Origin of the sequence: Actinomadura macrotermitis (assembly GCF_009604375.1) — a bacterium.
Lineage (GTDB): Bacteria > Actinomycetota > Actinomycetes > Streptosporangiales > Streptosporangiaceae > Spirillospora > Spirillospora macrotermitis.
In genome coordinates, this window is record NZ_WEGH01000005.1 from 722,152 (window position 1) to 740,777 (window position 18,626).

Sequence of the window (18,626 nt, forward strand, 5' to 3'; positions counted from 1 at the left end):
TTCCGTGCCCGCGGGAACGCGTCCCGGCGGCGGTTAGCGGACCGGCAGGCCGGTCAGGGTGCGGCCGATGACCAGGCGCTGGATCTCGCTGGTGCCCTCGAAGATCGTGAAGATCTTGCTGTCGCGGTGCATCCGCTCGACCGGGTACTCGCGGGTGTAGCCGTTGCCGCCGAGGATCTGGATGGCCTCCTCGGTGACGCGCACGGCGGCCTCGCTCGCCATCAGCTTGGCCATGGAGCCCTCGGCGGCGGTGAAGTCCTTGCCGTTGCGGGCCATCCAGGCGGCGCGCCACACCATGAGGCGGGCGGCGTCGATCTGGCACTTCATGTCGGCCAGCTTGAAGGCGATGGCCTGGAAGTCGCCGATCTTCTTGCCGAACTGCTCGCGCTCCTGGGCGTACTGCAGCGCGTAGTCGTAGCCGGCGCGGGCGACGCCGAGGGCCATCGCGCCGACGGTCGGCCGGGTGGTCTCGAAGGTCTTCATCGCGGCCTGGCCCTTGGCGCGCTTGCCCTCGCGCACCCGGGCGATCCGCTCGTCGAACTTGTCCTTGCCGCCGACGATCAGGCCGGCCGGGACGCGCACGTTGTCCAGGATGACCTCGGCGGTGTGCGAGGCGCGGATGCCGTGCTTCTTGAACTTCTGGCCCTGCTTCAGCCCCGGGGTGTTCGGCGGGACGATGAAGCTGGCCTGGCCGCGGCTGCCGAGCTCGGGGTAGACCGAGGCGACCACGACGTGGATGTCGGCGATGCCGCCGTTGGTGGCCCAGGTCTTGGTGCCGTTCAGCACCCACTCGTCCTTGGCCTCGTCGAAGACGGCGCGGGCGCGGATGGAGCCGACGTCGCTGCCGGCGTCGGGCTCGGAGGCGCAGAACGCGCCGAGCTTGACGTCGTCGGCGGTGCCGAACATCTGCGGCACCCACTCGGCGACCTGGTCGGGGGTGCCGACCGCGGCGACCGAGGCGGCGGCGAGGCCGGTGCCCACGATCGACAGCGCGATGCCGGCGTCGCCCCAGAACAGCTCCTCGAACGCGACCGGGATGCCGAGGCCCGACGGCTCCAGCCACTGGGTGGCGAAGAAGTCCAGCGAGTAGATCCCGACCTTGGACGCCTCCTGGATGAGGGGCCAGGGGGTCTCCTCGCGCTCGTCCCATTCCTCGGCGGCGGGACGGATCACGTCCTTGGCGAACTCGTGGACCCAGGCCTGGACCTCGCGGACGTCCTCGCTGAGCTCCAGCGAGAACGGCGTCGCCTCGGTGCTCGTCATCGTTATTGACCCTCTCTCCAATATGGCGTGTTACCAACGGTAGCACCATTCGGGGTTACCGATGGTAACACTGTGACGCGTGCCATACCGGGAGACCGGGGCGACCCGGGGGAAGGCGACCCGGCCGGGCTCAGGAGAGCAGGGACCGGCGGGCCGCCGCGTACTCGGGGACCTCGGCCATCGGCCGCCGCTCCCCCACGCCGATGTCGCTCTCGCGCACCTCGGTCCCGCCGGGCGTGCGGGCGAACTGGGCGAGCGCGGTGGCGGGCGCCTCCAGCGGCAGCATCCGCCGGTGCCGCTGCAGCCGCGACCAGGCGGTCAGCATGATCTGGCCCGACATCCGGCCGAGGTCCTCGATGGACTGGTGCGCGTGCACCCGGCGGCCGAGGTCGACCTGGGCGATGGCGTCCAGGCCCGCCTCCTGGAAGACGTCCAGCAGCAGCCCGAGCTCCACCCCGTAGCCGGTGACGAACGGCAGCCGCTCCAGCAGCGCGCGGCGCCCGGCGTACTCGCCGCCGAGCGGCTGCATGACCGCGGCCAGCATCGGCCAGTGCAGGTTGATCAGCGGCCGCGCGACCAGCTCGGTGACCCGGCCGCCGCCGCCCTCGGCGGGCCGGCCGCCGGTGAGCAGCGGCCGGTCGTAGCAGCCCTTGACGTAGCCGACGCCCGGGTCGGCCAGCAGCGGGCCGAGCAGCCCGGTGACATAGGAGGAGGTGAAGCCGCGCAGGTCGGCGTCCACGAAGACGATCAGGTCGCCGGTGGTGACGGCGAGGGACTTCCACAGCGCCTCGCCCTTGCCCGACATGCGCCCCTGGCCCGGCAGGACGTCGTCCTGCGCGACCACCTCGGCGCCCGCGGCCGCGGCGACGGCGGCGGTGCGGTCGCTGGAGCGCGAGTCGACGACCACGATCTCGTCCACCAGCGGCGCCCGCTCCATCAGGTCGGCGCGGACGGCGCCGACGATCGCGCCGACGGTCTCCTGCTCGTCGCGCGCGGGCAGCACGACGCTGATCCGCGTCGTCCCCTTGGCCGCCAGCAGTCCCGGCAGCGGCCAGTCCGCCGCGGCGCTGGTGCGCCGGCGCATCCACGAGGCGGCCTCGGGCAGCACGCGTCACCCCTTCCACACGGACGGCGTCCGGTCCTCTCCCTCCAGACAACGCCATGGCGGCGCGGATGACGCCCCGATCGGGCGGCGCGGGACCAGGTGACCCGAAGAGTTAACAGCCCCACAACACAGCGGTCATCCGGCGGCGTGCCGGTCCAGGAAGGTGTAGACGTCGGCGTCGTCCACGCCGGGGAAGCCGCCGGGCGGCAGCACCGACAGCACGTGCGAGTGGGCGCGCGCCGACGGCCAGGCCATGCCCTCCCAGCGCTCGGCCAGCTCCTTGGGCGGGCGCTGGCAGCAGTCGCCGTCCGGGCAGGCCGACTTCACCCGGTTGGTGGTCTCGCGGCCGCGGAACCAGCGCGAGTCCTCGAACCGGACGCCGAGGGTGATCGCGAAGTCGCGCTCGTGGCTCGGGTCGATGTGCGACAGGCACCAGTAGGTGCCCTTGGGGGTGTCGGTGTACTGGTAGTAGACCGAGAAGCGGTCGGCGGTGCCGAACACGTGCCGGCCGGCCCACTCGCGGCACATCCGCTGGCCCTCGATGGCGCCGTCGGAGTCCTGCGGGAAGACCAGGCCGTCGTTGGCGTAGGCCTTGTAGATCGTGCCGTTCTCGTCGTTCTTGGTGAAGTGCAGGTTCAGGCCGAGGTGGTGGGTCGCCACGTTGGTGAAGCGGTGCGCGGCCATCTCGTAGGACACCGAGAACACGTCGGCCAGGTCCTCCACCGACAGCTCGCGGGCGGCCTTGGCCTCCTGCAGGTAGGGCACGACGGCCCGCTCGGGCATCAAGATCGCGGCGCCGAAGTAGTTGGCCTCCACCCGCTGGCGCAGGAAGTCGGCGAAGTCGCGGGGCTGGTCGTGGTCGAGCGCGATGTGCCCGAGCGTCTGCAGCAGGATGGTGCGCGGGGTGTGCATGCCGAGCTGCTCGCGCTCCAGGTAGATCCGCCGGTTGCGCAGGTCGGTGACCGAGCGCACCGAGCGCGGCAGGTCCTGCACGTACTGCAGGCTGAACCCGAAGTGCCCGACCAGGGTCATCAGCATGCCCTGGGAGACGGCGTTGCCGCGGTAGCCGACGGCGTCCAGGGTCTGCGCGGCGATCTGCTCGATCTCGCCGAAGTAATTGCCGCGCTCGTGCATCTGGCGGCGCAGCGCGGCGTTGGCCTTGCGCGCCTCCTCCGGGCTCGCGGTGGGCTTGGTGCGGCTGCGCCGCAGCTCGCCGTAGAGCGCGAGGATGTGCTCGATCACCTCGTTCGGCATCCGCTTGCCGACCTTGAGGTGGGACAGGCCGAGCGTGCGGTACAGCGGGTCGCGCTGCGCCTCCTCCAGCGCGATCTCCAGCTGGGCGCGGCGGCTCGGCGGCTGCTTGCGCAGCAGCTCCTCCACCGGCACCTCCAGCGCGGCGGCGAGGGACTGCAGCAGCGACAGCTTCGGCTCGCGCCGGCCGTTCTCCAGCAGGGACAGCTGCGAGGGCGCGCGGCCGACGCGTCCGCCGAGGTCGGCGAGGGTCATGCCGCGGCTGCGCCGCAGGTGGCGGAGCCGCTGCCCGAAGGTGACGAGATCTACGTCACTCGTCAAGTTGAGGGGTTCTTCTGGCCGCAAGGTCGTCACCGCTTCAGCTTAGCGGAATTTTCGCAGTTCTTCTGTTACTCGTCGGTTCATTTTGGTGTTGCAAACCGGGCATAGTCATGGGCAAGCACCCAGGGGACGACACGGAAGGGCAAGAACATGAGCGACAGTCGCCTCAAGGGCGCAGCCGACGAGCTGCGGAAGCAGTGGGACACCGACGCGCGCTGGAAGGGCATCGAGCGGTCCTACTCCGCCGAGGACGTCGTCAAGCTGCGCGGTTCGGTCCAGGAGGAGCACACCCTCGCCAAGCTCGGCGCCGAGCGCCTGTGGAAGCTGCTGCACGAGGAGGACTACGTCCACTCCCTCGGCGCGCTCACCGGCATGCAGGCCGTCCAGCAGGTGAAGGCCGGGCTCAAGGCCATCTACCTGTCGGGCTGGCAGGTCGCCGCCGACGCCAACCTGGCCGGCCAGACCTACCCCGACCAGAGCATCTACCCGGCCAACTCCGTGCCGCAGGTCGTGCGCCGCATCAACAACGCCCTGCTGCGCGCCGACCAGGTGCAGTGGAGCGAGGGCGAGGGCGACACCCACTTCCTGGCCCCGATCGTGGCCGACGCCGAGGCCGGCTTCGGCGGCGTGCTGAACGCCTTCGAGCTCATGAAGGGCATGATCGCCGCCGGTGCGGCGGGCGTGCACTGGGAGGACCAGCTGGCCTCCGAGAAGAAGTGCGGCCACCTGGGCGGCAAGGTCCTCATCCCGACCTCGCAGCACATCAAGACCCTCAACACCGCCCGCCTCGCCGCGGACATCTCCAACGTGCCGTCCCTGATCATCGCGCGGACCGACGCCGAGGCCGCGACCCTGATCACGACGGACGTGGACGAGCGCGACCGCGAGTTCATCACCGGCGAGCGCACCGCCGAGGGCTTCTACCGGGTCCGCAACGGCATCGAGCCCTGCATCGCCCGCGCCAAGGCCTACGCGCCCTACTCCGACCTCATCTGGATGGAGACCGGCACGCCGAACCTGGAGCAGGCCCGCAAGTTCGCCGAGGCCGTCAAGGCCGAGTACCCGGACCAGATGCTGGCCTACAACTGCTCGCCTTCCTTCAACTGGAAGCAGCACCTGGACGACGCCACCATCGCCAAGTTCCAGCGCGAGCTCGGCCACATGGGCTTCAAGTTCCAGTTCATCACGCTGGCCGGCTTCCACTCGCTGAACAGCGGCATGTTCGACCTGGCCTACGGCTACGCCCGCGAGGGCATGACCGCCTACGTCGAGCTGCAGGAGCGCGAGTTCGCAGCGGCCGAGCGCGGCTTCACCGCGGTCAAGCACCAGCGCGAGGCCGGCACCGGCTACTTCGACGCCGTCAGCACCGCGATCGCCCCGGACTCGTCCACCACGGCGCTCAAGGGCTCCACCGAAGAGGGCCAGTTCCACTAAGCCCCTTCAGACCTCAGTCCACGGCTCACGCTGAGGGCGGCCGGTCCGATCCGGCCACCGAAGGCCCCACCGTCCTACACCCGGTGGGGCCTTTCGGCGTCCTCGGGCCCCTCCCGCGCGGCCACTTTCGGCATAGGTATCGACATATCGCCCTAAGAGCGGCAATGTGGGCACGCTGATGATCACTCAAGGGAGAGGATCCTGAAGATGGCCTTGCGCCACCCCAGGCAAAGCCCGCTTCGCGGTACCCCGGTGCGCGTGCTACCGCTCGCCATCGCCGCGGTCACCGTCGTCACGCTCGCCCCGGCCGCCTCGGCCGCCGCCCGCCCCCACTTCACCCCCGGCGCGCCGGGCGTGGGCGACGCCTACTTCCCGCTGGAGGGCAACGGCGGGTACGACGCCCAGCACTACTCCCTCGACCTGGCCTACGACCCCGACAGCGACCAGCTCGACGGGACCGTGACCCTGCGCGCCCGCGCGACCCAGGACCTGTCCAGCTTCGACCTCGACCTGTCCGGCATGGAGGTCGCCAAGGTCGAGGTGAACGGGCGCCGGGCGCAGTTCTCGCGCGACGGCCAGGAGCTCAAGATCACCCCGCGCAAGGGCCTGCGCAAGAACAGCACGTTCAAGGTCGCCATCACCTACGGCGGCGTGCCGAAGACCATCGTCGGCTCGCCGATCGTGTTCGGCTCCCCCTACGGCTTCCTGCACACCCCCGACGGCGCGTTCGTCGGCGGCGAGCCGAACGGCGCGTCCACCTGGTTCCCGGTGAACGACCACCCGTCGGACAAGGCGACCTACGACTACACCATCACGGTGCCGAAGGGCCTGCAGGCGGTCGCCAACGGCCTGCCCGGCGGCCACCGCGACCGGACGGCGTCCTTCAGCCGGCGCGCCGGCGCCGTCCCCGCGACCACCTTCAAGTGGTACGAGAACAGCCCGATGGCCAGCTACCTGACCACCATGGACATCGGCAAGTGGGAGATCAAGGACGGCCGGACCCCCGGCGGCCTGCGCAACTACACGGCCGTCGACCCCGAGCTGATCGCCTCGCAGCCCGGCGCGGTGGACTTCTTCTTCAACACCACCAGCCAGGCCACCGACCTGTGGAACGACACCTTCGGCAGGTACCCGTTCTCCACCACGGGCGCCATCGCCGACGACGCCCGCTACGAGGGCCAGCCCCTCGGGTTCTCGCTGGAGACCCAGGGCAAGCCGGTCTACTCGGCGGTGCGCAACACCTCCACCATCGCGCACGAGCTCGCGCACCAGTGGTTCGGCGACTCGGTCTCGCCGCAGCGCTGGCAGGACGTGTGGCTGAACGAGAGCTTCGCGACCTGGGCGCAGTGGTTCTGGAACGAGAAGCAGGGCGGCGCCAAGGTCTACGACCAGGCCCGCACCACCTACAACTCGCGTCCGTTCCCCGACCCGGCGGGCCGCCCGTTCTGGTCGGTCAAGACCGCCGACCCGCAGCGCGACACGATGTTCAACCAGCGCGTCTACAGCGGCGGCGGCATGGCGCTGCAGTTCCTGCGCGAGAAGATCGGCGACGAGAAGTTCTTCCTGCTGCTGCGCACCTGGGTCAAGCAGCACCACCACGGCAACGCCACCACCGAGCAGTTCGTGGCGCTGTCCAACAAGGTCTCCGGCCAGGACCTGACCCCGTTCTGGAACGCGTGGATCTACTCCACCCAGAAGCCCGCTCTGCCGTAGCGGTCCCTTCCCGGCGCCACATGTGAGGCCGGACCCGGCATGCGCCGGGTCCGGCCTTCGCGCTTTTTCCCGATGGATCCGCCGCCCGGCTGCGCCTATGCTTCCGGCGGGTGGGCGTCTTTCCGTGGGTCGCGTGGTACGCGTTCCGCAGGCACACCGCCTACCCCCTCGGCTCCGCGGCCGAGGCGGTGACCAACACCGCCTTCGGCTTCCTGCGCGCCTACGTCCTCATCGCGCTCTGGCAGGCGCGGCCCGCGCTCGGCGGGTACGACGCCGCCGACGCGGTCACCTTCACCTTCCTCACCCAGGCGCTCATCGGGCCGGTGCAGATCTTCGGCGGCATGGAGCTGACCGACCGGATCCGCAGCGGCGCCGTCGCGATCGACCTGTACCGCCCGGCCGGCCTGCAGTCCTGGTGGCTGGCCGACGACCTCGGCCGCGCGGCCGGCGCGCTGCTGCTCCGCGGCACCCTGCCGATGCTGGCGGGCGCGCTGGCCTTCCCGCTGCGGCTGCCGGGCCCGGCGGGGCTCGCCGCGTTCACGCTGTCGTTCCTGCTGGCCACGCTGGTCGGGTTCGCCCTGCGCTACCTGGTCGCGCTCGGCACCTTCTGGCTGCACGACGAGCGCGGCCTGCAGGCGATCTCGCTGGTGCTGTCGCTGTTCCTGTCCGGCATGATCCTGCCGCTGGTGGTCTTCCCCGGCGCCCTCGGCGCGGCCGCGCGCGCCCTGCCGTGGGCCGCGCTGATCCAGGTGCCCGCCGAGGTGTTCCTCGGCCGGCGCGAAGGCCCGCGGCTGGTCTCCGCCCTGGCGTTCCAGGCGGGCTGGGCGGTGGTCCTGCTCGCCGCCGGGGCGCTGCTCACCCGACGGGCCCGGCGCAGGCTGGTGATCCAGGGTGGCTGACCGGCCGTTCGACGCCGTGCGCGTGTACGCGCTGCTCGCCTGGACCTGGATCCGCGCGGCGGCGCAGTACCCGGTGTCGCTCGCGCTGCTGACGCTCGGCACCGCCGTCGTCACCTCCCTGGACGCGGCCGCCATCGTGGTGCTGTTCGGCCACGCCCCGCGCATCGCCGGGTTCACCGCCCCCGAGGTGCTGTTCCTCTACGGCACTTCGAGCCTGTCCTTCGCGGTGTCGGATCTGCTGGTCGGCACCACCGAGCTGCTCGGGCGGCACATCCGGGAAGGGAGCCTGGACGCGATGCTCGTCCGGCCGGTGAGCCCGCTGATCCAGATCGCCACCGAGGACTTCTCGGTGCGCCGGCTGGGCAAGCTGGTCCCGGCGGGCCTCGTCCTCGGCTACGCGCTGCCGCGGCTGGACACCGCCTGGACCGCCGGGCGGGTCGTGCTCGTCCCGGTGCTGGTGCTGGCCGGCGTCGCGATCTTCGGCGGGATCTGGGTGCTGGCCGGGGCGGTGCAGTTCGTGCTGATCGACGGCGCGGGCGCGACCAAGTCGCTCACCTACGGCGGCGCCTACCTCACCCAGTACCCGCTGACGATGTTCGCGCGCGACCTGGTGCGCGGGGTGACGTTCGTGGTGCCGCTGGCGTTCGTGAACTGGATGCCCGCGCTGTACGTGCTGGACCGGCCCGACCCGCTCGGGCTGCCGGGCGCCGCCCGCTTCGCCTCGCCCGCCGTGGCCGTGCTCACCTGCGGGGCGGCGGCGCTGGCGTGGCGGGCCGGGCTGCGCCGCTACCGGTCGACGGGGAGCTGAGATGATCGAGGTCGTCGACGTGGTCAAGACGTTCACGGTGCGCCGCCGGGCCGGGCGGGTCCGCCGCGTCCGCACCGAGGCGGCCGCGGTGGAGGGGGTGTCGTTCACCGTCGGGCGCGGCGAGTTCGTCGGGCTGCTCGGCCCGAACGGCGCCGGAAAATCGACCACGATCAAGATGCTGACCGGCATCCTCACCCCCACCTCCGGGACGGTGCGGGTGTGCGGGCTGGACCCGGCGCACCGGCGCACCGCGCTCGCCCGGCGGACCGGCGTGGTGTTCGGGCAGCGCACCACGCTCTGGTGGGACCTGCCGCTGCGCGACAGCCTCGCCCTCGTCCGGCGCCTGTACCGGGTCGAGGCCGCGGCGCACCGGGCGCGCCTGGCGGAGCTGACCGCGCTGCTGGAGCTCGGCCCGTTCCTGGACACCCCGGTCCGCCAGCTGAGCCTCGGGCAGCGCATGCGCGGCGACCTCGCCGCCGCGCTGCTGCACGCGCCCGAGCTGCTGGTCCTGGACGAGCCGACGATCGGCCTGGACGTGGTGAGCAAGGCGACGGTGCGCGGCTTCCTGGAGCGGCTGAACGCCGAGCGCGGCACCACGATCCTGCTCACCACGCACGACCTCGGCGACATCGAGCGGCTCTGCCCGCGCGTGATGATCATCGACCGGGGGCGGCTCGCCTACGACGGCGGGCTGGAGCGGCTGCGCGCCGAGGCCGGCGGCGACCGGGTGCTGGTGGTGGAGCTGGCCCGCCCGGGCCCGCCGGTGCGGGTGCCGGGCGTCACGGTGGACCGGGTCGAGGGGCCGCGCCAGTGGCTGCGGCTGCCCCGCTCGGCCAACGCCGCGCAGGTGGTCGCGGCGCTCGCCGGAGGGCACGAGGTCCGCGACATCGCGCTGCGCGAGCCCGGCATCGAGGAGGTCGTGGCCCGCCTGTACCGGGGCGAGCGGGAGTACCGGCCCGGCGCGCCGGCTCAGCGCCCGGCGGCCGCCGAGTAGTACGCCATCGACGCCTCCTCGTCGTCGCGCCGCGCCCCCCAGCGCCGCGGCGCCCAGGTCGGCGCGAGCAGCGCGAAGCCCAGCATCGCGTACAGGCCCGTGCCGAGCAGCATCCGCAGCCCCGAGTCCAGGTCGCCGCCCGGCGGCACCCGCGCGGGCAGGCCGAGCGCCGTGCCGGGGTCGTACAGGAAGTAGCCCGACAGGCCGAGCAGGGCGAGCGCGGGCACCAGCGACACCAGCGGCGAGGCCCACCGGGCGACGATGACCACGCCGGCCACCAGCCCCGCCGCCGCCAGCACCGCGAAGGCGCCGTAGATGCGGGTGCGGTCAGTGATCATCTGGCCCGACCCGTCGAAGGACTGCCCGGCCTGCACGTAGCCCCAGGCGGCGCCGTACAGCAGGGCCGGGGTCAGCAGGACGCCGAGCAGGAGACCGAACGCATGGCGCACCGCGCATCACTTCCCATCGGACGGGCCCGGCTTCCACAGAGCGGGCCGCGGGTGCGTCCATCACAACACGCACGCACAACTCAGCGCAGTAAATCATCATTTATCCGCACTATCGGCACTTCAGCCCCGGTCACGGACAGACCATTTCCCCTGCTCGGGCATGCCCTCAGGGGCCGCGCCCGTTTTGAAGGCTTTTCTGGGGGCATCGGCGCTGCATTCGCAACGACGCACGCTGGAGGACATCATGTCGACCGCCATCTGGGTCGTCGTCGCCGTCGTCATCATCGCCGTCCTCGCGGGCGCCGGGTATCTGGTGTGGACCCAGAGCCGTTCCCGGCGGCTGCGGCAGCAGTTCGGCCCCGAATACGACCGCGCGGTGGAGCGCCACGGCAGCCGCGGCGCCGCCGAGAAGGAGCTGCTGTCACGGCGGCAGCGGCACCAGGAGCTGGAGCTGCGCGAGCTGGACCCGCGCCAGCGCGAGCTCTACCGCGAGCAGTGGACCCATGTGCAGGAGCAGTTCGTCGACGCCCCCGAGGGGGCCGTCGAGCAGGCCGACCGCCTGGTGACGGTGGTCATGGGCGAGCGCGGCTACCCGACGGGGGGCTTCGACGAGAAGGTCACCCACCTGTCGGTCGAGCACGGCCGCACCCTGGACCACTACCGGCGCGGGCACGAGATCAGCACCCGCGCCGCGGGCAAGGAGGCCTCCACCGAGGAGCTGCGGCAGGCCATGGTGCACTACCGCGCGCTGTTCGAGGACCTGCTGGCCGTCCCGGCCGGCGAGCGCGCCCCCGCACCCGAGCCGACCGCCGCGCCCGCCGCGGGGCCCGGCAGCACCGCGCCCGGCACCGCCGGCACCGGTCCGGCCGACCGCGACGCCGACCAGGGCGCCGGGCACGACCGGCGCGACGACGAGCAGACCCCGAGGAGCTGACCATCATGAACGAGCCCACCCCCCGTGGCGACCGCGACGCCGGCCTTCCCGGCGACCAGGTGCCCCCGCTGCCCCGCCGGGGCGCCGCGACCGGCGACACCCGCGTCGCCGGTGCCCCGCCCGCCTCCGCGCCGGCCGCCGGCGGCGGCGCGGAGGCCACCCTGCCCGACGGCCCGCGCGAGGACGCCCCGGAGGCGCCGGGGGCCGCGGCGCCGAAGCCCGCGGCAGCCCCGGGCACCCCGCACGGCAACGGCTCGGGCTTCCCCGAGACGCCGTCCGGCGAGAGCCCGATCGAGCGGCTGCTCGACCCGGCCGAGGCCGACCGCTTCAAGGAGCGCTGGCACGACCTGCAGGCGAGCTTCGTCGACGACCCGCACGACGCCGTGCAGCGCGCCGACGAGCTGTCCGCCGAGGTCGTCAACGCGCTCGGGCAGGCCCTCACCGCCCACAAGCGCACCCTGGACGAGGGCTGGCGCACCGAGAAGGAGGACGAGCGGCCCGACACCGAGCGGCTCCGCCTCGCCCTGCGCGGCTACCGCCAGTTCCTGGACCGCATGCTCGCCTCCTGAAAGTCCCCGCATCGCGCCGCCCGCCGGGTTCCCTCGCCCGGCGGGCGGTCCCCGTTCCCGGCGGCCCGTGTGGCGACTCGTGCGGCGACCCGTACGGCGGCGCCGCGCGGGGGCTGGCCTGGATCCTCCCGCGGGTGAATACTGAACGACATTCGGTACGCGCCTCACCGTGGAGGAACAGCAGTGTCCGACTACACGATGACCATCGACGGCAAGGCCGTGTCCGCGCCCGGCACGTTCGGCGTGATCGATCCGGCCACCGGCGAGGTGGCCGAGCAGGCGCCCGACGCCTCGCGCGGGCAACTGGACGAGGCGATGGACTCGGCGCGGGCCGCGTTCGCCGAGTGGCGGCGCGACGACGCGGCCCGGCGCGCCGCGCTGCTCGCGGCCGCCGAGCAGATGTTCGCCCGCGCCGAGGAGATCGGCCGGATCATCACCCTGGAGCAGGGCAAGCCGCTCGGCGACGCGACCATGGAGGTCGTCGGCGCCGGGGTGTGGCTGAAGTACTACGCCGGGCTGGAGCTGCCCCGCGAGGTCATCCAGGACGACGACGCCGCCTTCGTGGAGGTCGTCCGCCGCCCGATGGGCGTGGTCGCGGCGATCACCCCGTGGAACTACCCGCTGCTGCTCGCCACCTGGAAGATCGCGCCCGCGCTGCGGGCCGGCAACACCGTGGTGCTGAAGCCCTCGCCCTACACCCCGCTGTCCAGCCTGAAGCTCGGCGAGGTGCTGCGCGAGGTGCTGCCGCCCGGCGTGCTGAACGTCGTCACCGGCGGCGACGCGCTCGGCGCCTGGATGACCGCGCACCCGGTGCCGCGCAAGATCAGCTTCACCGGCAGCGTGCCCACCGGCAAGCACGTCGCCGCCGCGGCCGCGCCCGACCTGAAGCGGGTCACCCTGGAGCTCGGCGGCAACGACGCGGCGATCCTGCTGGACGACGCCGACCCGGCCGCGGTCGCGGACCGGCTGTTCGGCGCCGCGTTCATGAACAACGGCCAGGTCTGCTCGGCGGTCAAGCGGGTGTACGTGCCCGAGGCGCTGTACGGCGACGTGGTGGACGCGCTCGCCGCCAAGGCCCGCGCGGCCCGCGTCGGCAACGGCATGAACGAGGGCGTGGAGTACGGGCCGATCAACAACCGGCCGCAGTTCGAGCGCGTCGGCGCGCTCGTGTCCGAGGCGATCGCGGCCGGCGCCCGCGCCGCCGCCGGCGGCAGGCCGATCGACGGGCCCGGCTACTTCTTCGAGCCGACGATCCTCGCCGACGTGCCGGAGGACGCCCGGATCGTCACCGAGGAGCAGTTCGGCCCCGCGCTGCCGATCGTGAAGTACCGCGACGTGGAGGACGCCCTCGCCCGCGCCAACGGCACCAACTTCGGCCTGTCGGGCTCGGTGTGGGGCGCCGACGCCGAGCGCGCGAGCGACGTCGCCGCCCGCCTGGACTGCGGGACGGCCTGGGTCAACACCCACCTGGCGCTCGCGCCGCACCAGCCGTTCGGCGGGTTCAAGTGGAGCGGCGTCGGCGTCGAGAACGGCCCGTGGGGCCTGTACGGCTTCACCGAGCTGCAGGTGCTGCACCGCAGCAAGCAGTGAGCGGCGGGCGGTGACGCGCGCCCGGGCCCGGTGCCGGGGCCCGGGCGCTCTGGCAGACTTTCCGCGCGGCCGCCGGGCGCCGCACCGATCGGGAAGGAGCCGGATGACCAGGTGGGTCGTCATGCGCCAGGACGACAACGGCGTGGAGTACCCGATGGGGTCGCACGAATCGCGGGTGGCCGCGCTCGCCCAGCTGCTGGCGGTCGAGAGCGGCGTCCCGCACAAGCAGCTCTACCGGGTGGCCGGACCGGCCGACCCCGCGGTGCGCACCAACCGCGACCTGTACCTGCGCCTGTTGCGCCTCGGCCGGGAGGCGCGGGCGGCCTCCTGGTCGCTGTCGGCGTTCCTGCGGGCGCTGTGGAAGGCCGCAGGGCCGCTGGCCGACCGCGCCGTCTTGGAGCCCGACGACGTCGCGGCGCTGTTCGCGGCCGCCCGCGCCATCTCCCCCGCTCCCTACGACCCGGCCTGGAGCACCGCCGACCTGTCCCTGCCCGGCGCCGAGCCGGCCGGCCACGCCGACTGGGAGCGCGTCGTGCTCTCCCAGATCGCCGACCTGGAGGACTTCCTGGCCGCGCCGCCGGGGCCGCGAGCGCGCTTCGGCGTGGACGCGCCGCGTCCGGCCGGATCGGGTCCGCGGGCCACGCCGCGCCGCTGGTGCAACTTCGACACCGCCACCTACCTGGAGTGCGCGGTCGCGGGCTCGCTCGGCGGCTGGGACGCGGCCGACGGCGCGCGGGCGCCGCGTCCGGGCGCGGCGCAGACGGCCTCCCCCGTTCGCGAGCTGTCCCCGATGGGCTGGGGCGACCTCGCCCGGATCGCGGTGTGCGGGCAGCTCTACGAGTGAACTGTCACCCCCGGCTGCGACACTGGCCGGGTGGACCAGAGACGGGTCGCGGTGCAGGACCGCGGCGGCTGGTGGCGGGCCGCCGCCGCGCCGCACCCGGCGCTGCGGCCGTTCCTGCGTTCCTACCAGGGCTACTGGGAGCCGGTCGTCGCGCCGAGCCGGCGGCGCACGCTGCCGACCCGCACGGTCGTGGTGATCGTCAACCTGGGGCCGCCGCTCTACCTGGAGGTGCCGGACGGGCCGCCGGCGCGCTACGGCTCGTTCGCCGCGGGCATGCACGACGGGCCCGGCCTGTACACCCATCCCGGCGGGCAGCGCGGCGTCCAGCTCGACCTCACCCCGCTCGGCGCATACACCCTGCTCGGCCTCCCGATGGCGCGGCTCACCAACGTCGCCGCCGACCTGGCCGACCTGTGCGGGCCCGCCGCCGCCGAGCTGACCGAGCGGCTGCTGGAGGCGCCAGGCTGGGCGGCCCGGTTCGACCTGCTCGACCGCTTCCTGCTGCGCCGCCTGGAGACCGGCCCCTCCCCCGCGCCGGAGGTCGGCCACGCCTGGCGGCTGCTGGCGCGCTCGCACGGCACGGTGCCGGTCGGGGACATCGCCGCCGAGGTGGGCTGGAGCCGCCGGCACCTGGCCGCCCGCTTCCGCGAGCAGGCCGGCCTGGCGCCGAAGACGATGGGCCGGGTGCTGCGTTTCCAGCGGGCGGTCGAGCTGCTGGCACGGGACCGGCTCGACCGGGCGTCGGCCGCCCTGGCCTGCGGCTACTACGACCAGGCCCACCTGAACCGCGAGTTCCGGGCGCTGGCCGGCTGCACCCCGGCCGAGCTGCTGGCCGCGCAGGGCGGCGACTGGTCCACCACCGCCCCCGAGCCCTGACGCCGCGGATCGCCTCCCCGGCGATGAGTGGAACGCGCCGGAACGGCAATACCGTGGTCGACCCTCAGGGAGGTACGTCATGGTCTGGGCCGGGCTCATCCTGCTCGCCGCCGGCGTCGTGCTCGCCTTCGCCGTCGGCGGGGACGCGGGCGGCGTCGACCTCACCCTCGCCGGCGCGGTGGCGATGGCCGCCGGGGCGGTGCTGGCCGTCGCGGGCGTGCTGCGGCTGCGGCGGGCCCGGCGCGCCGGCGGCGGCCTCGCCGGGCGCGGCGTGCAGTCCTACTACCGGACCGGCACCGGGAAGACCGTCGCGATGATCGCGGCGGTGGTGTACATCGTGTCGCCGATCGACCTGATCCCCGACGTGTTCCTGCCGATCGGCATCGTCGACGACGCCACCGCGTTCACCTGGCTGCTGTTCGCCGTCGGCCAGGAGTACCGGCGGCGCCGGGCCGTGCCGGCCGCGCCGCGCGACTGAGGCCGCTCAGCCGGCCGCGTGCCCCGTGGTGGTGGGTTCCGTGGTGGCGGGCCCCGTGGCGGCGTGTTCGGCGGCGACTGCCTCGAAGACCTTCATGTCGGCGTCCCACTGGGTGCCCGGGCGCGGCCAGTGCACGGCGATGTCGGTGATGCCGAGCGCGGCGTAGCGGCCGGCGAGGTCGGCGAACGCCTGCGGCGACTCCAGCCACGGCTCGCCGGTGAAGCCGGTGAGCAGCAGGCGCCGCATCCCGGCCGGGTCGCGGCCCTCGGCGGCGCACGCCTCGTCCAGGGCCTCGCCCTGCAGGCGGATCGCCTCGGCCGGGTCGTCGGACTGCGGGCCGCCGCCGTTGGCGACCCAGCCCGCGCCGAGCCGGGCGGCCAGGCGCAGCCCGCGCGGCCCGGTCGCCGCGATCATGAACGGCACGCGCGGGCGCTGCACGCAGCCGGGGCCGGTGAGCACGTCCCGCGCCTGGTAGTAGGCACCCTCGAAGGTCGTCTCGGGGCCGCGCAGCAGCCGGTCCAGCAGCTCCGTCCACTCGGCGAACCGGCCGGCGCGCTCGCGCGGTGACCAGTCGGGGCCGATGATGCCGCCGTCGGAGGTCCGGTTCGTGCCGCCCGAGCCGATGCCGAGGGTGAGCCGCCCGCCGCTGATGTGGTCGATCGTCTTGACGGCGTGCGCGGTCGGCACCGGGTGCCGGAAGTTGGGCGAGGTGACCAGGGTGCCGAGCCGGACGCGCGAGGTCACCGCCGCGGCCGCCGCGAGCGTGGTGTAGGCGTCGTACCAGGGCGTCGCGCCGCGCCAGGCGGTGTGGTCGTACACCCAGGCGGTGTCGAAGCCGAGGTCCTCCGCCCGCCGCCAGAGCTCGCCCGCCTCGGGCCAGCTCTGCATGGGCCACATCACGGTGCCGATCCGCGGCGTGTTCAACCCGCTCCCCCTTCGCGTCGTTTCCGGTCCGCCCACATCATGGCGCATCCCGATCATGGTGCGTCCAGGTAGCTGCGCAGCGCCCACCACCAGTGCGCGGTGTGCGCGACGGCCTGGCCGTCGCCGCCGTCGGCCAGGGAGCGGCCGGTCAGCTCGCGCAGCCGCCGCAGCCGGTACTTGACGGTGTTGCCGTGCACGTGCAGGGCGCGGGCGGTGGGCTCGATCCGGCCGCCGTGGTCGAGGTAGGCCAGCGCGGTCCCGGCCAGCTCCCGGTGGAAGGGGTCGGCCGGGTCCAGGCCGCGCAGCAGCTCGGCGGCGAGCAGCCGGCCGAGCTCGGGCTCGGCCTCGGCCGCGGTGAGCAGCGCCAGGTCGGCCAGGCGCCGCAGGCCGGTGAGCCCGGCGGCGGCGCCCGCGCGCAGCGCGCGGCGGCCGAGCGCGTACTGGGCGCTCGCCCGGGCGGGCGGCACCGGCGGCGCGGCCACCAGCAGCGGGACGTCCCCGGGCAGCGCGGGCAGCCGGGTCAGCAGGGCGGCCAGCCGCCCGTCGACCAGGCCGCACAGGCCGGGGCCCGCGGCGGTGAGGGCGTCCTCCAGCCGCGCGGCGACGGCGGGGTCGCTGACCTCGGAGACGACGCAGTGGTAGGCGGCGGCGGGGTCGAGCGGCGCGGGCGCGGCGACCTGCTCGCCGTGCAGGAGCCGCCGCAGCACCTGCAGATGGCTCTCGCGGGCGGTGCGGGCGAGCTCCAGCTCGGCGACGCGGTGCGCGTGCACCATCCGGTGCACCAGCGTGGTGGTGATCTCGTCGATCCGGGTGACGCCCTCCAGCAGCAGGTCGGCCGGGACGCCGCGGCGGCGCCCCTCCTCGATCAGGGTGCGGACCAGGTGGGCGCGGCCGGCCTGGAAGCCGTCCAGCAGCGCCGCGACCGGCACGCCCTGGCGGGCCCGGTCCGCGCCGAGCCGCCCCGCCGACTCCAGCACCTGCGGGCCGGGACCGCCGTCGCGCATCGCGGCGAGCACGCCGGTGACCAGGGCGCGGGTGTGGCGCCGGGTCTCCTCCTCCGGCAGCGCGGCGACGAGCTCGGACCTGCCGCGCGCGGCGAGCACGGTCGCCTCCAGCAGCGCCGGGTCGCGGCTGCGGTCGGCCAGCAGCCGCAGGAACAGGTCGCTCTGGTCCGCCGGCATCGGCCCCTCCGGATCGCCCGCTGTCCGCCCCGGACAACCGCCTCGCGCACGCTTGGACGAATCCACCCTAGGCGAGCGCTCGCCCGATGGGGTTTGGTGGTGGCAGACAAACAGCTAGGAGCGGCCCATGTCCGACGAAGAGAAGTTCCTCGACAAGCTGGCGACCGACCTGATCTTCCGGTTGCCGCCGTCGTTCGACGACGTCGAGGACGAGCGCCGGCACCGCAAGGAGCGGCTCACCGCGGCCCTGCGGATCTTCGGCAGGTTCGGGTTCGAGGAGGGCGTGGCGGGCCACATCACCGCCCGCGACCCCGAGCGCACCGACCACTTCTGGGTCAACCCGTTCGGCATGTCCTTCAAGCACGTCAAGGTCAGCGACCTGATCCTGGTGAACCACCAGGGGCAGGTCGTCGAGGGCCGCTACCCGGTGAACGAGGCGGCCTTCGCCATCCACTCCCAGGTGCACCAGGCCCGCCCCGACGTCGTCGCGGCCGCGCACAGCCACTCCACGCACGGGCGGGCGATCTCGGCGCTCGGCCAGAAGCTGGAGCCGATCACCCAGGACGTGTGCGCGTTCTACCAGGACCACGGCCTGTTCGACGACTACACCGGCGTGGTGACCGACCTGGAGGAGGGCAAGCGCATCGCCGCCGCCCTCGGCGGCCACAAGGCCGTCATCCTGCGCAACCACGGCCTGCTCACCGTCGGCGACACCGTGGACGCCGCCGCCTGGTGGTTCATCACCATGGAGCGCTCGTGCCAGGTGCAGCTGCTGGCCAAGGCGGCGGGCCAGGTGGTGCCGATCGAGCACGACAACGCCGTGCTCACCCACTCCCAGATCGGCAACGACCTGGTCGGCTGGATCAACTACCAGCCGCTGTACGACCAGATCACCCGCGAGCAGCCCGACCTTTTCGAGTAGGAGCCCGATAGGCTCCAGGCGGTTCTCCCCGGAACCCGGCCCGACCCCGGCACCATGCCCGGGGCCGGGCC

18 protein-coding genes are annotated in these 18,626 nt (G+C 73.6%); 12 read left to right on the top strand and 6 right to left on the bottom strand.

Annotated features, from left to right (window positions below; genetic code table 11):
• Positions 1 to 33: 33 nt before the first annotated feature.
• The 3 genes from ACRB68_RS36120 to ACRB68_RS36130 form a co-directional block, all read right to left on the bottom strand.
• A complete protein-coding gene (locus ACRB68_RS36120) occupies positions 34 to 1,263 on the bottom strand; it encodes an acyl-CoA dehydrogenase family protein (RefSeq protein ID WP_153540548.1) in 1,230 nt (409 codons plus the stop codon).
• Positions 1,264 to 1,393: 130 nt separating this feature from the next.
• The gene (locus ACRB68_RS36125; RefSeq protein WP_328595220.1) at positions 1,394 to 2,371 is read right to left on the bottom strand and encodes a glucosyl-3-phosphoglycerate synthase; all 978 of its coding nucleotides are present in this window, start codon (positions 2,369 to 2,371) and stop codon (positions 1,394 to 1,396) included.
• Positions 2,372 to 2,503: 132 nt separating this feature from the next.
• The gene (locus ACRB68_RS36130; protein ID WP_153540550.1) at positions 2,504 to 3,940 is read right to left on the bottom strand and encodes an XRE family transcriptional regulator; all 1,437 of its coding nucleotides are present in this window, start codon (positions 3,938 to 3,940) and stop codon (positions 2,504 to 2,506) included.
• 150 nt (positions 3,941 to 4,090) lie between these two features.
• Here ACRB68_RS36130 and aceA point away from each other — a divergent pair, with 150 nt between their 5' ends.
• From aceA to ACRB68_RS36155, 5 genes are all read left to right on the top strand, one after another.
• Positions 4,091 to 5,374: an isocitrate lyase gene (aceA, locus tag ACRB68_RS36135; RefSeq protein ID WP_153540552.1), complete on the top strand. Its 1,284-nt coding sequence runs from the start codon at positions 4,091 to 4,093 to the stop codon at positions 5,372 to 5,374.
• Between the two features lie 252 nt (positions 5,375 to 5,626).
• Positions 5,627 to 7,087: a M1 family metallopeptidase gene (locus ACRB68_RS36140; protein WP_207709943.1), complete on the top strand. Its 1,461-nt coding sequence runs from the start codon at positions 5,627 to 5,629 to the stop codon at positions 7,085 to 7,087.
• A gap of 110 nt (positions 7,088 to 7,197) precedes the next feature.
• Positions 7,198 to 7,986, top strand: coding sequence for an ABC transporter permease (locus ACRB68_RS36145; RefSeq protein WP_328595221.1), 789 nt, complete (start codon positions 7,198 to 7,200; stop codon positions 7,984 to 7,986).
• Positions 7,979 to 8,794 (top strand): ABC transporter permease, encoded by an 816-nt coding sequence (locus ACRB68_RS36150; RefSeq protein ID WP_328595222.1) that lies wholly within the window; start codon positions 7,979 to 7,981, stop codon positions 8,792 to 8,794. Before ACRB68_RS36145 ends, ACRB68_RS36150 begins: the two co-directional genes overlap by 8 nt.
• A 1-nt stretch (position 8,795) precedes the next feature.
• Entirely contained in the window at positions 8,796 to 9,788 is a 993-nt protein-coding gene (locus tag ACRB68_RS36155) for an ABC transporter ATP-binding protein (RefSeq protein WP_153540558.1), read from the top strand.
• On the opposite strand, the gene ACRB68_RS36160 is transcribed toward ACRB68_RS36155, so the two are convergent.
• On the bottom strand, positions 9,764 to 10,237 hold the full coding sequence (locus ACRB68_RS36160; protein WP_328595223.1) for a hypothetical protein: 474 nt from the start codon (positions 10,235 to 10,237) through the stop codon (positions 9,764 to 9,766). The genes ACRB68_RS36155 and ACRB68_RS36160 overlap by 25 nt on opposite strands.
• Positions 10,238 to 10,481: 244 nt before the next feature.
• On the opposite strand from ACRB68_RS36160, the gene ACRB68_RS36165 reads away from it, so the two are divergent.
• The 6 genes from ACRB68_RS36165 (at position 10,482) to ACRB68_RS36190 (ending at position 15,528) form a co-directional block, all read left to right on the top strand.
• Entirely contained in the window at positions 10,482 to 11,171 is a 690-nt protein-coding gene (locus tag ACRB68_RS36165) for a hypothetical protein (protein ID WP_207709944.1), read from the top strand.
• A gap of 5 nt (positions 11,172 to 11,176) precedes the next feature.
• Complete coding sequence (locus tag ACRB68_RS36170; RefSeq protein ID WP_153540560.1) at positions 11,177 to 11,740, top strand: hypothetical protein; 564 nt, start codon at positions 11,177 to 11,179, stop codon at positions 11,738 to 11,740.
• Between the two features lie 183 nt (positions 11,741 to 11,923).
• Positions 11,924 to 13,330: an aldehyde dehydrogenase family protein gene (locus ACRB68_RS36175; RefSeq protein ID WP_328595224.1), complete on the top strand. Its 1,407-nt coding sequence runs from the start codon at positions 11,924 to 11,926 to the stop codon at positions 13,328 to 13,330.
• Positions 13,331 to 13,433: 103 nt separating this feature from the next.
• Complete coding sequence (locus ACRB68_RS36180; protein WP_153540562.1) at positions 13,434 to 14,174, top strand: hypothetical protein; 741 nt, start codon at positions 13,434 to 13,436, stop codon at positions 14,172 to 14,174.
• 30 nt (positions 14,175 to 14,204) lie between these two features.
• Complete coding sequence (locus ACRB68_RS42705; RefSeq protein WP_207709945.1) at positions 14,205 to 15,050, top strand: helix-turn-helix domain-containing protein; 846 nt, start codon at positions 14,205 to 14,207, stop codon at positions 15,048 to 15,050.
• A 79-nt stretch (positions 15,051 to 15,129) separates the two neighbouring features.
• Entirely contained in the window at positions 15,130 to 15,528 is a 399-nt protein-coding gene (locus ACRB68_RS36190) for a YkvA family protein (protein WP_153540564.1), read from the top strand.
• Positions 15,529 to 15,534: 6 nt separating this feature from the next.
• On the opposite strand, the gene ACRB68_RS36195 is transcribed toward ACRB68_RS36190, so the two are convergent.
• Together ACRB68_RS36195 and ACRB68_RS36200 are read right to left on the bottom strand one after the other, a co-directional pair.
• Complete coding sequence (locus tag ACRB68_RS36195; RefSeq protein ID WP_207709946.1) at positions 15,535 to 16,452, bottom strand: LLM class flavin-dependent oxidoreductase; 918 nt, start codon at positions 16,450 to 16,452, stop codon at positions 15,535 to 15,537.
• Positions 16,453 to 16,505: 53 nt separating this feature from the next.
• Positions 16,506 to 17,633 carry a helix-turn-helix domain-containing protein gene (locus ACRB68_RS36200; protein ID WP_153540568.1) on the bottom strand — a complete coding sequence of 376 codons (1,128 nt, stop codon included), beginning with the start codon at positions 17,631 to 17,633 and terminating at the stop codon, positions 16,506 to 16,508.
• 127 nt (positions 17,634 to 17,760) lie between these two features.
• Here ACRB68_RS36200 and ACRB68_RS36205 point away from each other — a divergent pair, with 127 nt between their 5' ends.
• Complete coding sequence (locus ACRB68_RS36205) at positions 17,761 to 18,555, top strand: class II aldolase/adducin family protein (RefSeq protein WP_194293573.1); 795 nt, start codon at positions 17,761 to 17,763, stop codon at positions 18,553 to 18,555.
• Positions 18,556 to 18,626: the final 71 nt, after the last annotated feature.